At 55.1% G+C, this 17,449-nt stretch carries 15 protein-coding genes and 2 pseudogenes; 6 read left to right on the top strand and 11 right to left on the bottom strand.

Going from position 1 to position 17,449, the window contains the following annotated elements; translation table 11 throughout:
* Positions 1–201 precede the first annotated feature (201 nt).
* The gene (locus tag IGW04_RS24050; RefSeq protein WP_194715637.1) at positions 202–1,101 is read right to left on the bottom strand and encodes a LysR family transcriptional regulator; all 900 of its coding nucleotides are present in this window, start codon (positions 1,099–1,101) and stop codon (positions 202–204) included.
* 100 nt (positions 1,102–1,201) lie between these two features.
* On the opposite strand from IGW04_RS24050, the gene metE reads away from it, so the two are divergent.
* Positions 1,202–3,490, top strand: coding sequence for a 5-methyltetrahydropteroyltriglutamate--homocysteine S-methyltransferase (gene metE, locus IGW04_RS24045; RefSeq protein ID WP_194715636.1), 2,289 nt, complete (start codon positions 1,202–1,204; stop codon positions 3,488–3,490).
* Positions 3,491–3,642: 152 nt separating this feature from the next.
* Here the strand turns inward: metE and IGW04_RS24040 are convergent, their stop codons facing one another.
* The 3 genes and pseudogenes from IGW04_RS24040 to IGW04_RS24030 all read right to left on the bottom strand — a co-directional run bounded on the left by IGW04_RS24040 (position 3,643) and on the right by IGW04_RS24030 (position 7,285).
* A complete protein-coding gene (locus IGW04_RS24040; RefSeq protein ID WP_228527360.1) occupies positions 3,643–4,896 on the bottom strand; it encodes an NADH:flavin oxidoreductase in 1,254 nt (417 codons plus the stop codon).
* Between the two features lie 234 nt (positions 4,897–5,130).
* Positions 5,131–6,118: pseudogene (locus tag IGW04_RS24035) on the bottom strand (IS110 family RNA-guided transposase).
* A gap of 774 nt (positions 6,119–6,892) precedes the next feature.
* Complete coding sequence (locus IGW04_RS24030; protein WP_194715635.1) at positions 6,893–7,285, bottom strand: hypothetical protein; 393 nt, start codon at positions 7,283–7,285, stop codon at positions 6,893–6,895.
* 323 nt (positions 7,286–7,608) lie between these two features.
* Between IGW04_RS24030 and IGW04_RS24025 the strand changes: the two genes are divergently transcribed.
* From IGW04_RS24025 to IGW04_RS24015, 3 genes are read left to right on the top strand one after another with little or no spacing between them, the layout of a single operon-like run.
* Positions 7,609–8,502 carry a chromate resistance protein ChrB domain-containing protein gene (locus IGW04_RS24025; protein ID WP_194715634.1) on the top strand — a complete coding sequence of 298 codons (894 nt, stop codon included), beginning with the start codon at positions 7,609–7,611 and terminating at the stop codon, positions 8,500–8,502.
* A complete protein-coding gene (locus IGW04_RS24020) occupies positions 8,499–9,671 on the top strand; it encodes a chromate transporter (protein WP_194715633.1) in 1,173 nt (390 codons plus the stop codon). Before IGW04_RS24025 ends, IGW04_RS24020 begins: the two co-directional genes overlap by 4 nt.
* 17 nt (positions 9,672–9,688) lie before the next feature.
* Positions 9,689–10,594, top strand: coding sequence for a DUF1259 domain-containing protein (locus IGW04_RS24015; protein ID WP_194715632.1), 906 nt, complete (start codon positions 9,689–9,691; stop codon positions 10,592–10,594).
* Between the two features lie 1,216 nt (positions 10,595–11,810).
* Here the strand turns inward: IGW04_RS24015 and IGW04_RS24010 are convergent.
* Positions 11,811–12,197, bottom strand: a complete 387-nt coding sequence (locus IGW04_RS24010) for a hypothetical protein (protein WP_194715631.1) — start codon at positions 12,195–12,197, stop codon at positions 11,811–11,813.
* 35 nt (positions 12,198–12,232) lie between these two features.
* Here IGW04_RS24010 and IGW04_RS24005 point away from each other — a divergent pair, with 35 nt between their 5' ends.
* Both IGW04_RS24005 and IGW04_RS24000 read left to right on the top strand, forming a co-directional pair.
* Positions 12,233–12,451, top strand: coding sequence for a hypothetical protein (locus IGW04_RS24005; RefSeq protein WP_194715630.1), 219 nt, complete (start codon positions 12,233–12,235; stop codon positions 12,449–12,451).
* 99 nt (positions 12,452–12,550) lie between these two features.
* Complete coding sequence (locus tag IGW04_RS24000; protein ID WP_194715629.1) at positions 12,551–12,976, top strand: hypothetical protein; 426 nt, start codon at positions 12,551–12,553, stop codon at positions 12,974–12,976.
* 325 nt (positions 12,977–13,301) lie between these two features.
* On the opposite strand, the gene IGW04_RS23995 is transcribed toward IGW04_RS24000, so the two are convergent.
* The 6 genes and pseudogenes from IGW04_RS23995 to IGW04_RS26310 all read right to left on the bottom strand — a co-directional run.
* A complete protein-coding gene (locus IGW04_RS23995) occupies positions 13,302–14,033 on the bottom strand; it encodes an oxygen-binding di-iron domain-containing protein (protein WP_194715628.1) in 732 nt (243 codons plus the stop codon).
* A 108-nt stretch (positions 14,034–14,141) separates the two neighbouring features.
* The gene (locus IGW04_RS23990; protein WP_323744902.1) at positions 14,142–14,870 is read right to left on the bottom strand and encodes a DUF2182 domain-containing protein; all 729 of its coding nucleotides are present in this window, start codon (positions 14,868–14,870) and stop codon (positions 14,142–14,144) included.
* A gap of 74 nt (positions 14,871–14,944) precedes the next feature.
* Positions 14,945–15,577 (bottom strand): DUF1326 domain-containing protein, encoded by a 633-nt coding sequence (locus IGW04_RS23985; protein WP_194715626.1) that lies wholly within the window; start codon positions 15,575–15,577, stop codon positions 14,945–14,947.
* 71 nt (positions 15,578–15,648) lie between these two features.
* Complete coding sequence (locus tag IGW04_RS23980) at positions 15,649–15,930, bottom strand: DUF4242 domain-containing protein (protein ID WP_194715625.1); 282 nt, start codon at positions 15,928–15,930, stop codon at positions 15,649–15,651.
* A gap of 308 nt (positions 15,931–16,238) precedes the next feature.
* A complete protein-coding gene (locus IGW04_RS23975; protein ID WP_194715624.1) occupies positions 16,239–16,622 on the bottom strand; it encodes a cupin domain-containing protein in 384 nt (127 codons plus the stop codon).
* 174 nt (positions 16,623–16,796) lie between these two features.
* Positions 16,797–17,133: pseudogene (locus IGW04_RS26310) on the bottom strand (IS256 family transposase); the annotation flags it as partial.
* Between the last annotated feature and the right edge of the window lie 316 nt (positions 17,134–17,449).

Genomic DNA, 17,449 nt, shown 5'->3' with positions numbered 1-17,449 from the left:
TCGGCGATGCCCTCAATGCCGTGTTGTGCGGTGCAGGGCATAACATCCGACTCATCATCAATAAACTCAGGGCCTGCTCATCGCAAGTGCCCGCTTATTGAAAACTAGAATTCTTCAGGGCCGACTAGCTCTCAACCTCAGACGGCATTTTAAAATAAAAATGGCTAAACACCCAAAACTGAAATGATGAGCGCCGATATATCAAGAACCAATTGGTGCGGCCGGTCCTCGCGCCAGTTTTAGGAAAGCCTTGAGGTAGTCAACCCCAATGTCGTTCTCGCGCATTCCTAAATGGATCTGCTTTGCAACCCCGTCCTTTCCCAAGCGAACGGGAACGACATCCATTTTGGTGGCATATTCGAGCAATAGCCAGCGCGGCAGGGCCGCTACGCCGCGCCCGCTTTCGACCATCTGCAGCATGATATCGGTCGTCTCGATGGTTTTGTGGTGCTTCGGCATCACACCAGCCGGCTTGAGAAACAAGTTATAGATGTCCAAGCGGTCAATTGGCACCGGATAGGTGATCAGCACCTCGTCGGTCAATTGGTGCGCTTTAACATATTTTTCCTTCGCCAGTTTGTGGACTGCGGCTACGGCGAGAACTTGCTCGTAGTCGAAGACCGGCTCGAAGATCAGTCCGGGTTTGTAAACCGGGTCAGGAGTAACTAGCAAGTCAATCTCGTAGCCATAGAGTGCACCGATGCCGCCGAACTGAAACTTCTGCTTGACGTCCACGTCGACGTCTGGCCAGGTCGCCAGATAGGGCGAAACTACTTTCAACAGCCATTGGTAGCAAGGATGGCATTCCATTCCAATGCGCAAAGCGCCACGCTCGCCTCGCGCAAATTGATGCAATCTCTCTTCCGCGAAGTCCAGCTGCGGCAACACTCGATTGGCGACAGCAAGCAAGTACTCCCCGGCCTGTGTTAGCCGGAGGCTACGGCCTTCACGCAGCCAAATGTCCGTGCCCAACTGCTGCTCCAGCTTTTTCATGCTGTGGCTTAACGCCGACTGAGTTACATGGAGAACACCTGCGGCTGCGGTTAGCGAACCCTGCCGCTCTACCTGCTGCACGATTGCCAAATGAATACGTTCTAGCATAATAAATGAGAAAAATTCATATAACTGTGAGATAAAACCATTTTACTTCATGGCATCTCATCCTTACGATGCGCCAATTCTTATTTTTTGGGAGGAAATCATGACCACGATTCACAACTTAGGAATGCCACGCGTCGGTGCGAAGCGTGAACTGAAATATGCCCTAGAGGCTTACTGGAGAGGAGAATCTACGTCCGGAACATTGACGGAGGTAGGAATCCAACTGCGCGGACGGCATTGGGATGATCAGGCTGGTCTGGATCTCATTCCCGTCGGCGACTTCTCTTTCTATGATCAGGTACTGGATATGAGTTTCACGCTAGGGAATCTGCCGGAACGGGTACAGCGCTTCCATGGCGACGTCCTAGATAACTACTTCCGTGTGGCGCGTGGCCGTTCTGCACAAAATACGGAAGGGCATGCTAGCTGCTGCGGCGGTATTACCGCTGGAGAAATGACCAAGTGGTTCGACACTAATTACCACTACATCGTCCCGGAGTTCAGTACAGCTACCGAGTTCAAACTTGACGCGTCACGCCTACTGGAGCAACTCGCCGAAGCGAAGGCGCAAGGTGTGAAGGCAAAGCCCGTGATCATCGGGCCAGTCACCTACCTGGCGTTGGGCAAGACCAAAGATCATTCCAATAAGCTCACTTTATTGCCGCGTCTGCTGCCTGTTTACACCGCACTGCTGGATACTTTGGCGGCTCAGGGTGTGGAATGGGTCCAGATCGACGAGCCTATCCTAGTCACGGAACTTGATGTTGATTGGCAGCATGCCTTCAACACTGCTTATCATCATCTTAAGCTTTGCAAGATCAAGCTGTTGCTGGCGACTTATTTTGGTCAACTCAAAGAGAACGGCTATCTGACAGCGAACCTTCCAGTGGCTGGCCTGCACATTGATGCTGTCAATGACCGCGAAGACGTACAAGCCTTAATGAATCTGCTGCCTCCTCACAAAGTTCTGTCCCTTGGTGTGGTCAATGGTCGCAATATTTGGAAAACAGACTTGAGCGCTGCGCTGGATTGGATCGAGCCTTTGGCTGAACGCCTGGGGGATCGTTTGTGGATCGCGCCGTCGTGCTCGCTGCTGCACGTTCCAGTCGACCTGAACAGTGAACAGAAGCTTGATGACGAGATCAGATCCTGGCTCGCGTTTGCCCTGCAAAAGCTCGACGAACTCCGGATCCTGGGAAAGGCGCTCCGTGAAGGACGTGATGCGGTCAAGGCAGAGCTGATAGCAAACCATGCTGCGCTGGTTACGCGCCGCACCTCTCCGCGTGTGAACAACCCAACCGTACAAGCGGCGATCGCCAAAATTGATGCTAGGTACGGCCAGCGCAACAGTAATTATGCCGATCGTATTAAAAAACAGTCGGTACTGCTGAGGCTACCACCTTACCCGACAACTACGATCGGCTCCTTCCCGCAGACCGCTGAGATCCGCCACGTACGCAGCGAGTATAAGGCTGGTCGCCTGGATGGCTTCGCTTATAAGACAGCGATGCAGGCGGAGATCGCGCGCAGCGTGCGCGAACAGGAAGCGCTGGAGCTGGACGTGCTCGTGCACGGTGAAGCCGAACGCAATGACATGGTTGAGTATTTTGGCGAACAGCTACAAGGGTACGCTTTCAGCCAGTTTGGCTGGGTGCAATCCTATGGCTCGCGTTGCGTGAAGCCGCCAATCCTTTTCGGCGACATCAGTCGCCCGAAGCCGATGACGGTGGAGTGGATTACCTACGCTCAATCGCTGACGAAAAAACCGATGAAGGGCATGCTGACCGGCCCAGTAACGATTCTCAACTGGTCCTTCGTGCGCGAAGATCAGCCACGCTCGGTTTCGTGCAGGCAGATAGCATTGGCCATACGGGACGAAGTGCTGGACTTGGAGGAGGCCGGGATACGTGTGATTCAAATCGATGAGGCAGCATTACGCGAAGGCTTGCCGCTTCGCCGCGCAGAATGGAAAGAGTACCTGGAATGGGCTGTTGAATCGTTCCGTATCGCCGCTAATGGTGTGAAAGATGAGACGCAGATTCACACCCACATGTGCTATTCGGAGTTCAACGATATCATCGACTCGATCGCCGCCATGGATGCCGACGTGATTACTATCGAAACATCACGCTCGGACATGGACCTGTTAAATGCTTTCGACAACTTCAAGTATCCTAACGAGATCGGCCCTGGGGTCTATGACATTCATTCGCCTAACATTCCGACGCAGGAGCATATCGTGCAGTTGATGAAGAAGGCGGGCGAGCGCATTCCGGCGGAGCGCCTGTGGATCAATCCGGATTGCGGCCTAAAGACCCGACAGTGGGCTGAAGCAATTCCGGCACTGAGCAACATGGTGGCTGCAGCGAAAATGCTGCGTGCAGGATAACTTCAGACCTGCGCATTAAGGGATATTGTTGCCAAGTTTAGCGAAACGGCAATGGGCGCGTCTGTTCGTGTTCATTGCCACAAGCCAAATTTTCATTTCAAAGAATCCGGAATAGCCATTAATTACCCGCGGCATCTATGTCGGCATCCGAGCTACAACTCGCTCGGCTTGATATGGGCAAGAGGCTGCAGCACGGCAAAGTCGAATTCTTCCAGCGGTTGCCGGTTTGCCGCTCGCTGCGGCCAATCCCGGTTGGCAAGCGCTGTCTTGCCGAGCGCGATGATGTCGGCCTTACCGTCCGCGAGTATCGCATTCGCTGCTTCCGGGCTGCCGAGTTTGCCGTTGGCAATTACAGGGACCCTGCCAAAGTGCTTTGCATAGCCGGCCAGTGTGCCGCCATCACTATTGGTGGTTCCGAAGGCGGCCGCCTGGGCCTCATGCTCCGTTGTATGCAGGTAGTCCACCCCGGCGGCAGCCAATTGTTGAAATATGATTTGCGCATCAGCCTGTCCATTGGCCCACTTATGGACATAGTCGTTGACCTTCCCCTGAGAAATGCGCATCCCGACAGTGTAGTCCGCGCCGACCATGGCGCGCACCGCTCGTGCGACCTCGACAAGGAGGCGCACGCGATTTTCTGTCGAGCCGCCGTAGCGGTCGGTTCGCTGATTAGTGTAGTCGGTGAGGAACTGGTCGAGAATGTACCCGTTTGCGCCGTGGATTTCGACGCCGTCAAACCCTGCATGCTGCGCGCGCTTTGCCGCCGTGGCGAAATCCTGAGTCAGTTGCGATATTTCATCGAGCGTGATCTCACGCGGCATGGCGTACGCTCCCGCGCCCCGATAGAACGCTAACTGCTCGCCTTTCGGCTGCACCGCCGACGGCCCTATGGATCCTTCCTTCCATCGGTTGCCTTGACTAAGCGCCCCTGCGTGCATTAGTTGCAATACGATCTTGGCCCCTGCTTCATGAACCGCGTTGACCACTGGTCGCCACGCCTCTGCCTGCTGTTCATTGGCAATGCCCGGCTGGTAGAGATAGCCTTGGCTATAGCTAAGATCTGGATACGTGCCCTCCGTGATGATTAGTCCGAAGCCACCTTTCGCGAAGCGGGCGTAATACCGTTGCATATCCTCAGTAGCGACGCCATCTTCGGTAGCACTGATACGCGTCATTGGTGCCACAGCAATTCGGTTTTTCAGCACTAGGGGGCCGATCTTGATCGGGTGCAGCAAAGGTGAGTCAGGTGTCATATTTTCCTCAAGCAACAAATACAACGAAAAAACAAAGTTCGTCTTTTCAAAAAACAAGATCAGTAGCGAACAGTTCGGCCAGATGTGAGTCAGGGGCTTGCCATTAGTTCCTGTGAGGTGGGCGGATTCCGGTGCATGCGGGAAAATCATCATCCTTGGCGGTTCAACATTTCAGTCAAATTGTCTACGCATGAAATATTAAGTGATCTATTAAATAGATCGAATAGAACAGCCGCTAATCCGCTGTAAGAAATCTTTGTTACGATTATTGCCACGAACGGCTTGCGTTGAAGGTTGTAGAATGCCTGCCCTTAGGGAAGGACAGACGCGGTACCAGCAAACCACGCGGGCAGGCGTCGTACAAGCCTCAAGCAACTGTCTTAAAAATCAAGCCATTTTTGGCTTGGGATGATGAACCGTCGCGTCCCAGGATTTACCCGCTTTGACCATGGCGTTCAGGATAGTCAACAGCTTTCGCATGCAGGCTACGAGGGCGACTTTTTTGGGTTTGCCTGCACAACCAAGCGGTCATAGAAGACCTTGATCACTGGATTGTGACGCGAAGCGACCAGCGCGGCCATGTAGAGCACATGTCGCACGCTGCTGCGTCCACCGAAGATCATGCGCCGACCTCGCATGAGGCCAGAATCGCGATTGATGGGCGCCACGCCGACGAGCGCGCTGATCTCGCGGCGAGACAGCTTACCTAACTCGGGCACCTCGGCAATCAATGTCGAACTCGTTGTTTTGCCTACGCCTTTGGCGCTGTTAAGCAGGTCCGACAGATCAGGAAACTTGGATTGGATGTATTCGGCCATGCTCTCCTCAATGCGCGCCAGCTCCTTTGTCAAAGCCTTTATGATCGTGTTCAGGCTCTTCCTGGAGTTCGGTGAGACTGTTCCAGTCGATTGCGTTCTGCGCCGAGCATGGCGATGAGCTGGCGGCGGCGGATGACCATCGCTGCAAGTTGCTGTTGCTCAGCGGTCGGGAGCGGCCTAATGAATTTGTTCCGGTCGGGGCAGCGCTGCAGGACGTCACCCAACTGTGCCAAGATGCGCGCATCGATACAATCTGTCTTGGCCAGTTGCCCCATTGCTCGCGCGAAGTCGCGCGCTTGCCTTGGATTGATCACCGCCACGGCATAGCCTGCGGCCTGCAACGTGCATGCCAAAGCAGACTCGAGGCCGCCGGTGGCCTCCATGACGATCAATGCAGTTCGGTGAGCAGCGAGCTGCGTCAACAGCGTATCAAAACCATTGGAGTCGTTACTAAAGTTCAGCGTTGGCAAATCCAGGCCAATAGCCACCTCAATGCTGCTCTTGGCTACATCAATACCAACGGTCACGGGTGTTGGAGTCGAATTTGGCAGGCTCATCATTACCCCTCCTTGTACATGCGAAGTAAGGTCAAACAACTGTTCGGGTTTCAAATAAGCGGCTCGGCTCGTGCGCCATATGCTTGAGGGCGGGCTTGCAGACCCCAGGGAGGATCAGGCTGCACGAGCTTTGCCAAAAAACCAACACCAGGCTGTGGATTTATGGACGATGCGCTACGCGCACCGGCGGCCTGGCGGTGGATAACGATAACGCCGTTATCCACCGCGCCCACCTTTGCCCACAATCTCCACAGCCGTCATCATTATGAATACAAACCTCTCAAACCCAAGATACAAGGGAGAAAACCGCGGAATGGACCGGTGCGATTGGTACAGCAGCGATGGTTATGGGGTTTGTTGGCGTTCAGCCGGGCTGAACGCCGCGAGTCGACAGGCACTTCGCACAGCGATGTCCTGCCGATGCCTGGCGAAGGCATGGTGATCGGGGATTCGTTGGGGGGCGGTGCAGTAGGAATCGGCCTCATTGCAGCGCAAGGCAAATCCTTTCGCGATCCTCAATGGCGAACACGGAACCGATGTACAGCTTGGCGTGGGAGCGATGCCATGGGTCATGCTGGATTCCGTGGATGCGATGGCGCGCGGATCAGTTGGCGGCGCAGGAACGTCTCGATGATGTGCAACACTCACCAGCACGACCGGGATAAGACGCCCTGCTTAGCCTACGGCGAAGCTCGCAGGAGCATGCTCGCTTCGGTGAATACCGGCTTAAATAGTCAGGTCCGCGACGAACGACCCCTACCCTATAGCGGACAGCTATTCAGACTGGGAGGCTTTCATGTTCGGCGGCGGATCGCCCGGCCGAGAGGGGGATTCCGGAGCCACGTTGCCGCTTGCCGACGACGGCGTCGCTTGATTCGTTGGTGCACCTTCTGCTCCACCGGTGAGCGTGTTTCCCTTCCCACTTTCTCCAGACATGGATGAAGTTGCAGCACTGCCGCTTGAAGGTGCTGGCGTTGCCTGATCCGTTGGCGCCCCCTCTGCACCGCCAGTCAACGTATTTCCCTTTCCACTTTCCGTTGTTGAACCGGATGTCGACCCTTGGCCCGCGATCGGCTGCGAGAAGGCTGATGACGGAATAAATGTTGCATGTAATCCAACCGCCAAGACGAGTAAACCTGCGGATTTACTGATATTAGAACATTTCATTTCCTTCTCCTTAAGCTAAATGCGCTTAGTCAGATGTTAAAAGCTGACTTTCCTCTACAATGAACGTAGGTTTTGCTACATCCATGTAAATGTTATGACACTGATGGTAAAATTTGGTTCGGCTCAAAATCCGTTACTAACCTCACTTTAAGCAATGGAATAGCCAATATTATTCTTGTAATAAAATCTACGACGTGTAGACTCCATTACATGGATTTATTATTTTTTTATCGTTTTCTACGTTTTACTTGTCGGGTTTTCCTGTGCAAAACTCTTGGTTGCTCCTCGTTGTAAGCCTGCCTACTGCTGGGGCAACTGCTCGTATGCGCCTTTGGCGCTCGATTAAGGCATTGGGCTGCGCGCCCCTGCGCGATGGCGCTTATCTGCTGCCTGATCGGGACGAACATGCGTCGGCACTCGCGGAACTGGCGGATTTAACGAATCGGGAAGGTGGAAACGCCTGTCTGGTGAACATAACGCCCCGATCAAAAGCCGATGAGGAGTCCTTCATCGCCATGTTCGATCGGTCGACCGACTACGCTGAGATTTCGGCCCATCTCGTGCAAGCAAGGAGATCTCTAGCGTCGCTCAGCGCAAGCGCCATCGCGAAGACGGTCAAGCGCATGCGCAAGGAACTGGATGCGGTCCAGCGCATCGACTTTTTCGCAACCCAGGCGTCGCTCGATGTACAGGCCGTATGGTCTGACTTTGAGGAAGCTGCCAATGCCGTACTTTCCCCCGACGAGCCGCACGCCGAGGACCATGCGATCGCGCTGCTGGACAGTCGCCACTACCAGGGCAGAACGTGGGCTACCCGACGCCACCTCTGGGCCGACCGGGTAGCCAGTGCGTGGCTAATTCGGCGCTTCGTCGACCAGGATGCCAAATTCCTCTGGCTGGATCATCCTGCGCACTGTCCGACCCACGCGCTTGGGTTTGACTTTGATGGAGCCTCCTTTACCCACGTCGGGGACAAGGTGACGTTTGAAGTCCTGCTGACGAGCTTTGGCCTTGAACATGATCGCGGACTCGCGAAACTCGGGCTGCTAATCCACGCACTCGACACGGGTGGCTTCTTAACCCCGGAAACGATCGGCTTTGAAGCGATCTTGTCCGGCGCCAGGTCACGGCTGAAAGACGATGACCAGTTCCTGGAAGAGATGGGTGGCGTCTTCGATTCATTACACATTCATTACGGCAAAGAGAGCACTTCATGAGTCATGTCCCGGAATCGCCGCGCTATACCCTATGGCAGATCGTCCTGTATATGCTTCGGCTCGGTGCGCTGGGCTTTGGTGGGCCGGTGGCGTTGGTCGGCTACATGCAGAGGGATCTAGTGGAAGACCGGCAATGGATCACGCAGGAAGACTACAAGGAAGGACTTGCCTTGGCGCAGATGGCGCCCGGGCCACTGGCCGCGCAGTTGGGCATATACATGGGCTATGTCCATTACCGGATCTGGGGCGCTACGCTCGCCGGCATCGCGTTCGTCCTGCCGTCCTTTCTGATGGTGGTGGCACTGGGATGGGCCTACGTCGAGTTCGGCGGCCTGGCCTGGATGCAGGCGGTCTTTTACGGGGTCGGTGCGGCCGTCATCGGCATCATCGCAATGAGTGCAAAGAAGCTGACCCAAAAAAGCGTCGGCAAGGACAAGTTGCTCTGGGCCATTTATCTCGTGCTTGCTGCAGTCACAGTGATCACCGAGTCCGAAGTCGCCTGGCTTTTCATCGCCGGCGGGGTTCTGGTCTGGTTCCTGCGCGCGCCGCCGAAATGGCTGAGCAAGTCCAGTGTTCATGCAGCCGCGCTGACGCAAGTTCCGCTCGCGGGCGGCTTCCTGGGTTCCATGGACGCTTCGCTTCTGACACAGATTGCCATATTCTTCGCAAAAGCCGGCGCCTTCGTTTTCGGGTCCGGGCTGGCCATCGTCCCATTTCTCTATGGCGGCGTCGTGACCGAACACCAGTGGCTCAACGACAAGCAATTCGTCGACGCGGTCGCCGTGGCCATGATCACGCCCGGACCGGTCGTCATTACCGTCGGTTTCATTGGTTACCTAGTTGCCGGGCTGTCCGGCGCGATAGTAGCGGCGCTGGCCACGTTTATTCCATGCTACTTGTTCACCATCATCCCGGCACCGTACTTCAAGAAATACGGAAAATTACCGGGCGTTGTCGCATTCGTTGAGGGCATTACCGCCGCGGCGATCGGCGCCATTACTGGTTCTGTCATCGTCATCGCCAAGCGCTCCATCATTGATATTCCTACCGCACTCATTGCCTTTGCCACGGTTGCCCTTCTGTGGCGATTCAAGAAGTTGCAGGAGCCGGTCATCATCGTCGCTGCAGCCCTACTCGGTCTCGTGCTGTATCCATTGCTGCATACCTAATCTGAAGGAGTTCCATCATGTTCTCTCGCGCTGCTGTCTCGATTGCACTTGCCTCGCTCACTTCTGTCGCCTCTGCCCACGCATCGGCCTTTGACACAACGCCCATCGAGAAGGCGACAGGAATGAAAGGCACTTACAACGCTGCTGAAAATGTCTACAAAGTGACAAAGCCGCGCCCGAACCTGGCCGCCATAGATGGCTGGAAAATCCCGCCGTTCCTCGGGGTCAGTTCCTATGCCGCCTTTACACCCATGGGGAACAACCAGGTCATGGTCATGGGCGACAACGTTCTGAACGAAGACGAAGTCGGGCCAACAATGAGCGCCGCCCTGGAAAATGGCCTGGAAGTTACGGCCCTGCACAACCATTTCTTCTTTGATCAGCCCAAGCTCTACTTCATGCATATTGGTGGCATGGGTGACGCGAGCCAGTTAGCGGCAGCCGTCAAGAAAGTGCTGGATGCTCCTGAGCGCGTCCGCTCAGCCCAAGCGGCGCCTGCAGCAAAGTTTCCGGCTAGTCCCGCGCCGGCGGAAAGTCACATTACCGGCGGCCCTCTTGAAACCATTCTTGGCAAAAAAGGAGAAAGCAATAACGGCATGTTCAAAGTGAGCTATGGCCGCCCTGTCAAGATGCATGGCGTGACCATGGGGGATGCGATGGGTGTCAACACTTGGGCTGGGTTTGCCGGAACGGATGACAGTGCTGTTGTGGATGGTGACTTTGCCGTGCTAGAAAATGAACTGCAGCCGGTGCTGAAATCGTTGCGAAGCGCAGGCATCAATATTCTGGCGATCCACCAGCACATGACTAATGAAGAGCCCAGGACACTCTTTCTTCATTACTGGGGACAGGGAAAGGCCCAGGACCTCGCCAAGGCGGTACGCGCAGCAGTCAGTTTAACCTCGACCAAGATCTCCCCGTGAGGGTAAGGCCATGGTAGCGCGCTTCTCAACCTGTGAATGCGCTACGCGCATGGCTGACGCGAGTCAGGAAATGGGCCGGTGTAGAAATGCCAGTCGCCACCACATTCGAAAGGGTATGGCCATGAAATTGATCACGCGTGAAGAGAGCAGTTAAAACCGGAGGCACCGCCAAGCTACGCATTGGCAGTGATCGTCCTTCGTTTCTTCTGTGATGGGTCGTCGTCGATCAGGCATGTCACGCATTTTCAATTCGCCGTTGTGCACCGCTACCCGAACCTGAACAAGAAGGTGTGTCCCCTTATTTGTCCAACGCATCGGCCGCTTCTTCGCACAACGCAAGCTGACAACTTCATTGACCGCCGATTCAGCAATGCTGCTACAGATCGGCATGCCGCACCTATAACGCCATCCGTAGTTAACCAGGTATTGGGCATTGGATTCGAGGTACCAATACGTCCTCCGCAGACTCCACCATAATGCCCTGCACTGTGCGTCCTCTGGCGCGAGGCTAATCGCGTCATGATCGCTTTTCAGTCTTTCCACTGCTTCGCAACTCTTGCCATGCCACGTCAGCCATTTCGCCGACGCGATCTCATCTTGTACTGAGCGCCCGTTGGATGCTGCCAGATTGGGAAACTTTTGCGCCGATTGTTCGATCGCACGAAATTTTATCGCGATGTGAAACCGGTCCAGAATGCGGGTCAACGGTCTATGGGACCCGCCGACTGCTTTTTCAAACTCGCCTGCGCCGTCTGAGACGATGGTGATCTTTTGGTCCTGCGCAGCGCCCTGCTCGAGAAAAAATTGTCAGGCGTGTCGCTGCCGATTTCACTTCCCGCTTGACGTAGCCATACACTTTCCGGCTGCCATTGTGGCGGACCGCCCGACCGGCAATGACATCTACGTGTCGCCCAGTGGCCGGAACCCGCTTCGACGGAAAATACGGGGCAAGCTTGGCTTCGTCTTGCTCCTCGGGCGACGGGCGGTGGCGTAACCATGCGGAATCCACTGCCAGGGGGAAAATCTTGACCCTGCTATTTGCAGGCGGACGGGCGCGTTCTCCACGAATCGCCCTTTCGGTGACGTCGTCCAGTCCTTGACCGACCGCCCATACGCACTTCCTGAAGCCGGAGATGGAGATCGCTTGATCGAACGGCAGAGTCTCTTACCAGAGTGCCGTGGCGACCCCATACGGCAGGTGCGCAGCCCACCTGAACTAAAGGTATTTCAGTTCTGGACTGAGGCGTCCCGGAAGTGCATTTGCAAACGGGCTGAATGGCTTGCTGCCCCTGTCCTGAATACATTTGCAGACATGCAGCTGAGGGCTGTCGATGATCATCTTGCCAAACACCGTTCGATAGCGGATCATATACTTGGCCTTGATCGACAAGGCTGCGTCGCACTGCAGAAAATTTCGGGAAGCGGTCACGGAACCGTGCGCTTGTTCGGTGACCAAAGCACGCTGCGCTTCGTACATCAGACGTTTGCCTTCAGCCAAGCTCAGCCCCAACTGGTTCAGTTCACCATCGGCGCGTTCAAATTCAGCTAATCGGATTGGTACGCTACCGCCGGCATTGTCTTCTAGTAGCCTGACAGGGGACATTTTTCGGTTTTGAAGCGATCTAACGGAAGACTGTCGTGAAGGAGATCGCAATGAACCGAACATATGTGCTGAAGTTGACAGCGGACGAGCGCGGCTGGCTGGAAGGCATCGTACGCACCGCCAAGTCGGCCGCGTGGAAAACTCGGCATGCCAACGCATTTCTGAAGATGGATCGCGGCGAGCAGGGACCGGCCTGGAAAGATGCTCGCATCGCCGAAGCCTTTGGCATGAGCAGGCGCGTCCTGGAGAATTGACGCAAGCAGGCGGTCGAAGAAGGACCGCGGGAAGTGCTGGAGCGGTACTATCCGACCCGTCCCCAGTGCCGCAAGCTCGATGGGCAAGCCGAAGTGTAATTGGTGAAGCTGGCGTGTTCGCAAGCGCCGGGTGAGCACACCGGCTGGACCTCGAATTTGTTGTCCAACAAGCTCGTGGAATTGGATGTCGTAACGTCGATTTCGCGTGAAACGGTGCGGCGCACGCTAAAAAAACGACCCCAAGCCGTGGCTAAAGCAGCAATGGTGCATCGCGCCGGAGCGCGATGCCGACTTTGCGGGCCAGATGGAGCAAGTGCTGGAAGGGTATTGCCGGCCGGACGAGGCACGCCATCCGGTCATTTGCAGATGGATGAACAACCCAAGCAATTGATTGATCAAGTACGCATGCCGACGCCAGCCAGCCGGGCGCGGCGGCCAGGGAAGATGTCGAGTATGTTCGGCACGGCATGTGCGTGGTGTGAATGTTTGTCGAGCCGCTGGCAGGATGGCGTGCCGCATCGGTGACGCTTTGCAAGACTGCGATGGATTGGGCCCATCAAGTGCGCGCGGTGGTTGAGGCACCGATGCACGGATAAAGCTGAAACACCTTTATCCGAAAATTGAAGAGTGACGGACTACTAGGCTCGCCTCGATAACCATCCGCATCACTGTGCAATTATTGTTATTAAAACAATAAATTTACCGCCACATTCGGTTGAACGGTTGCATCCGGTTTTAACTGCTCTCCTCTATGTCTGAGGACGACAAGGGGTTAAACCCCGGAATAGCTGGCTGTTGACTCCATAAATCTGATCCGGCGTTCCACAGGCAGAGGTCGCAAGCGATGAGACTAATCGGCTGCGACCAACGCCTTTGCGAGGTGTCGCAATAGCGCTCCACCGTCCCCGCCCCAGGCGCAGCCGTGCATGCAGGCAAGCGTGCTTGGCTTCTCGGCTGCCAGACGCGCCAGTGTAGCCGCCGTGGTCGGCGCATGGGCGAAGTAGTCCATCGTCTTACGAAACGCTTCACTGGGTCCCAAGATGTCCGTCTGCGTGAGCGCCTGCGCGCCGCTGCTCGGCTGCGTGAACAAATCACCACAGAAGAGCGTGCGTGTCTGCGTATCCATCATCAACCCAGCTTCCCAGCCATGCGGCACATGCGGGGTGTCGAACCAGCGCATCGTGTGGGCGCCAAGCTCCAGAAGTTCACCGTCAGCCATAACACGCGGCGGGCGATCTGCCAGGTCGTTTATTGAGACCAAGGCCGCGATCCGCCCACACAGCGGCACCGCGTTCGGCGCAGCGGCAAGCAGCTCGTTCATAGCCCCACACTCGTCGGCCTCAACGTGCGACAGGCCGATGTAACGCAGGCGACCGAGGTCGATCACCTGAGCGATGGCGTGGCTGACTACGGGGAACATCCCGCGGGGTCCCGTATGGAACAGCAACGCCTCGTCGTCGACGACGAGATACTGGTTGAAGTTAAAACTCTGGCCCCCTGGCAAATCGACAGGAGTATTGATCCGGTAGATACCGGTGGCGACTTCGTTGACACTGGTACCTGTTTGCGGGTTCGTAACCATCGCAACCTCCAATGTTTAATTGTCAATGAGAAGAAAATGACATACTCAAGTCTTCCAGAACGCTACTTCGCCGTGGTCACCCAGCTGCCGGCACGGAAATATTCAGTTTCAACGGAGAGAGGTGATGAGAAGAAGACCTCCGCTCACAATCAACGCGGCACCTCCTGCCGTTGCGATAGTACGGCCACCCGGCACCAGTTTTTCCACGAGGACGTAAATGGTAATCCCGACGATCCAGAGCAAATTCATCATGCCCCCGACGTACAGTAGTAGCATCAGCGCCCAACAGCACGCGACGCAATAGGCACCATGCCACATTCCTATTTTCAACGCGCCTGTTTTACCTGTATGCCAGTGCAGCATCAAAAAATCAAGCGGCGACCGACAGGCCCGAAGACATGAATATTTCAGCGGCGTTACTTGGTAAAGACCTGCAGCGAACAGCATCGCCCCGGACAGAGCAATGTTAGTCGCTTCCATCATGGATGACAGAAAGCCGGTCCATTCCAACAGGAACTGCAGGCAAACGGCTATCACACTGAAGCCTGCCCACACGGCCAGGTATCCCAAAGCAAACAGCATGGGGGCAACGAAGCCTCCCGTATTGCCGCGCCGGCAAATGTGACTATAAAGAAGAATCGCAGGTGTCGCGCTGGGCAGCATCATTGCTGTCATCATAACTAGCCACATGAAAAACATCGTCACCGCGTGTGGAATCGTCCAGGGCCAAATGCTCATGGCCATGGTCATTCCGCCCATTTCCTGCATAGTCCCTGCGCCTGCTATCAGATAGGCCCAGCTCAGGATGATGACGCTGGCCAGAGCCAGCCATACCACAAGCTTTTCTCGCTGCCGGGCGGGGGCTAGGGAAGGGACGGCTAACATATTCGCAAATGCCAATCACTGCTTATTTATGCAGCTACCCCTTCGGGGGTCTGTATTACATTGGCAAGAGTGCTGTGGCTTGCCTTGCTGTCAAATGTGATTGCGCCGGTACTTCGGATATCCGCCGAGGCGATCTCGCCTTCGATATGCTCGAAACCCTCTGGCATGACGACCCTAATGCGGTGCGGCAACCCGGTCACAGGATTCTTGATCGGGCTCGTGCTCGACTCCAGGATGTCCGGTACAACTACTCGGGCAGTACGTGCATCCTTGTTGAACTCGAAAGTAATCGCCGCAAAAACAGGATCATGCATTTTCGTGACGATCAGGCTGAAGATATGAAACAAGGTGCCTTCCGCGGAATGTTTGCCCGACATGATCTGGAACAGTGCGTCGCGCTGCTCAGGCGTTGCCCTTTCATCCATAATTGGTTGTGCTTCTCCATTTCCTTCATGCAGCGCGCCGGGAAAATGCACGACGACGAAAAAGGTCAGGCCATCAAGTTTAATGGCCTGGAAGTGACCACTTCCGAGATGCATGCCAAGGAAACCCTTGCATTCACCGTTCGTCGGCCTGGCGTTAAAATCGCAGGGGCACCCCCACGCGCAATTACAACTCTTGAGCCACTCACCTTCCAATCTCCAGTCAACCTGTGTCATGACATTCTCCTTAACTAATCGTGTCATTAGCGCCTCTGGCGTGCGTTGCCAACTAACGTGTGAAATATTTTCTATCTCAGCGCTTCGGCAGTAGTCGGCTCAATCACGCGCCGTACCGGGGCGACGCTCGTAACAGGAAAATCGTCCTGCTGCGCATGCGCGAGGATCATATCTTTGTTGGGCGCAATGTAGACACAGTAGATCTTATTGTCTGTTACATAGCGTTCCTGCCATTGGATTTCCGGTCCAAGCCTGCGAAGGAAATCGCAAGATTTTTGCGCAATTTGCTGCAACTCGGCGGTGGATAATTTGCCTGCGCCGGGAAAATCGCGTTCGTTGACATATTTAGGCATGGAAGTATCCAGTTATCGAAACATTCTGAATGCCGCTCGAGATCACACTTATCAAGTGTAGTTGCTTTTTTATTAAACACAAGTGCTCCTGCCCCTCCAGATTAATCCGGCGCTAAATAGGGTCTGCCCGACTATCAATCATGACTGACCGCTTTCAGCCGAACTCCGTCTGACCCCAACTGGCGTTATGACCCTGTATAGCGGACATGGGATTTCCGCAAAGCGGCCATTCACCGAATGGATTCTGAGACGGCCGAGCGAAAGCCAGGTCGCTCGCTGAAACTCGTTAGGCAGCGTGTCTATTTCTTCTATTCCTTGCTGGCCTTCTTTACCTCAATATTCATAACATGGCATTCAACCGTGCCAAGGTTTTCTACGCTATGGCTCTCAGAATCACGCCAACTCGCCTCACCCCCTTTGAATTCCACTTCCTGGCTCTTGCCGTCAGGTGCAGAAAACCGCACCTTGCAAGGGGTCAGTGCAACCGCCACGTAGCCAGGGTGAGAGTGCATTGGCGACTTGCCTCCGGGCTTCAAGTGGATGTCTAACACGCGTACATACTGGTTGTCCGACGTTACTTTGTAAGCCTCTGGCGCCACCTTGGCTGGATCCTGCGCCAGAGCCGCGCCTCCTGATAAAGTCAATAACGCGGCGAGAAATGAAGCGTGGGCTATAAGATCGAGCTTTGACATGGACTTCCTCCTATTGGTCTTTCAACGGTGAAGTGCTATTTCTCTTATGCTCGTAGCGTCTTATCTCACTTCCTGAGCATAGACATGCTGCGCGCGATACGCCATATAAAGAAACCTTAGACTAGGGGAGCGCCGAATGCCAGCGAGCGAAGAACATACTAGATGATGTAGCACAACCCCCGCCGACATACGCAGCGCCTTCCTGACATAGAGTGGGAACACTATCGAATGGAACTTCACGCCCGTGCCGGAGCGGTTGTGCACCTTGGGTACCTTGACCGCCACGGGGCTGGCTGCCGTCAACACGTCACGCTCGGGCAGATAGCCATGGCGCACAAGCCCCTTGTGCCTGACAGGGTTCTGACGTTGGGATACTGCTCCAGCAGCGCCGCTGGCTCTATGTCAATGACTTGCTGAATAACTTGCCGCGCGCCACGGGGCGCACCGGTTCGTCCAGCGACACACCAATTTCCGGTGGACCAATTCCCGCTCCTTGCTTATCCTTCTGCATGGTGAAGGTTGCTCTTGTTATCGCTACTTTGTCAGCTTGAGAAAGCTGATGCAAAATAAGGGCAGGAGGTACCGCTGCCATGTCGAGTTCTCGTGCCTGTCCCTCTGCACCTGGACCTCTTGAAGATTACGCAGTGCAATTCGACGCACTGTTCAATCGCCTTTCACAACGGCAAAGCTTTCGTACTTAGTCCGCGCTGAAAAATCGTTTTGACCGAGTCACGATGCGGGCGGAAGCTTGATATGAGGGTGCGGAATTTGCAAGGTTCGGCTGGTGTCATATGCGTTTTCCTGCAAATTTTGATGAGGCCAACATG

Origin of the sequence: Noviherbaspirillum soli, assembly GCF_015352955.1 — a bacterium.
Taxonomy (GTDB): Bacteria; Pseudomonadota; Gammaproteobacteria; order Burkholderiales; family Burkholderiaceae_D; genus Noviherbaspirillum_A; species Noviherbaspirillum_A soli.
The sequence above is the reverse complement of the archived record's forward strand: the minus strand, read 5'-3'. Positions and strand labels throughout refer to the sequence as shown.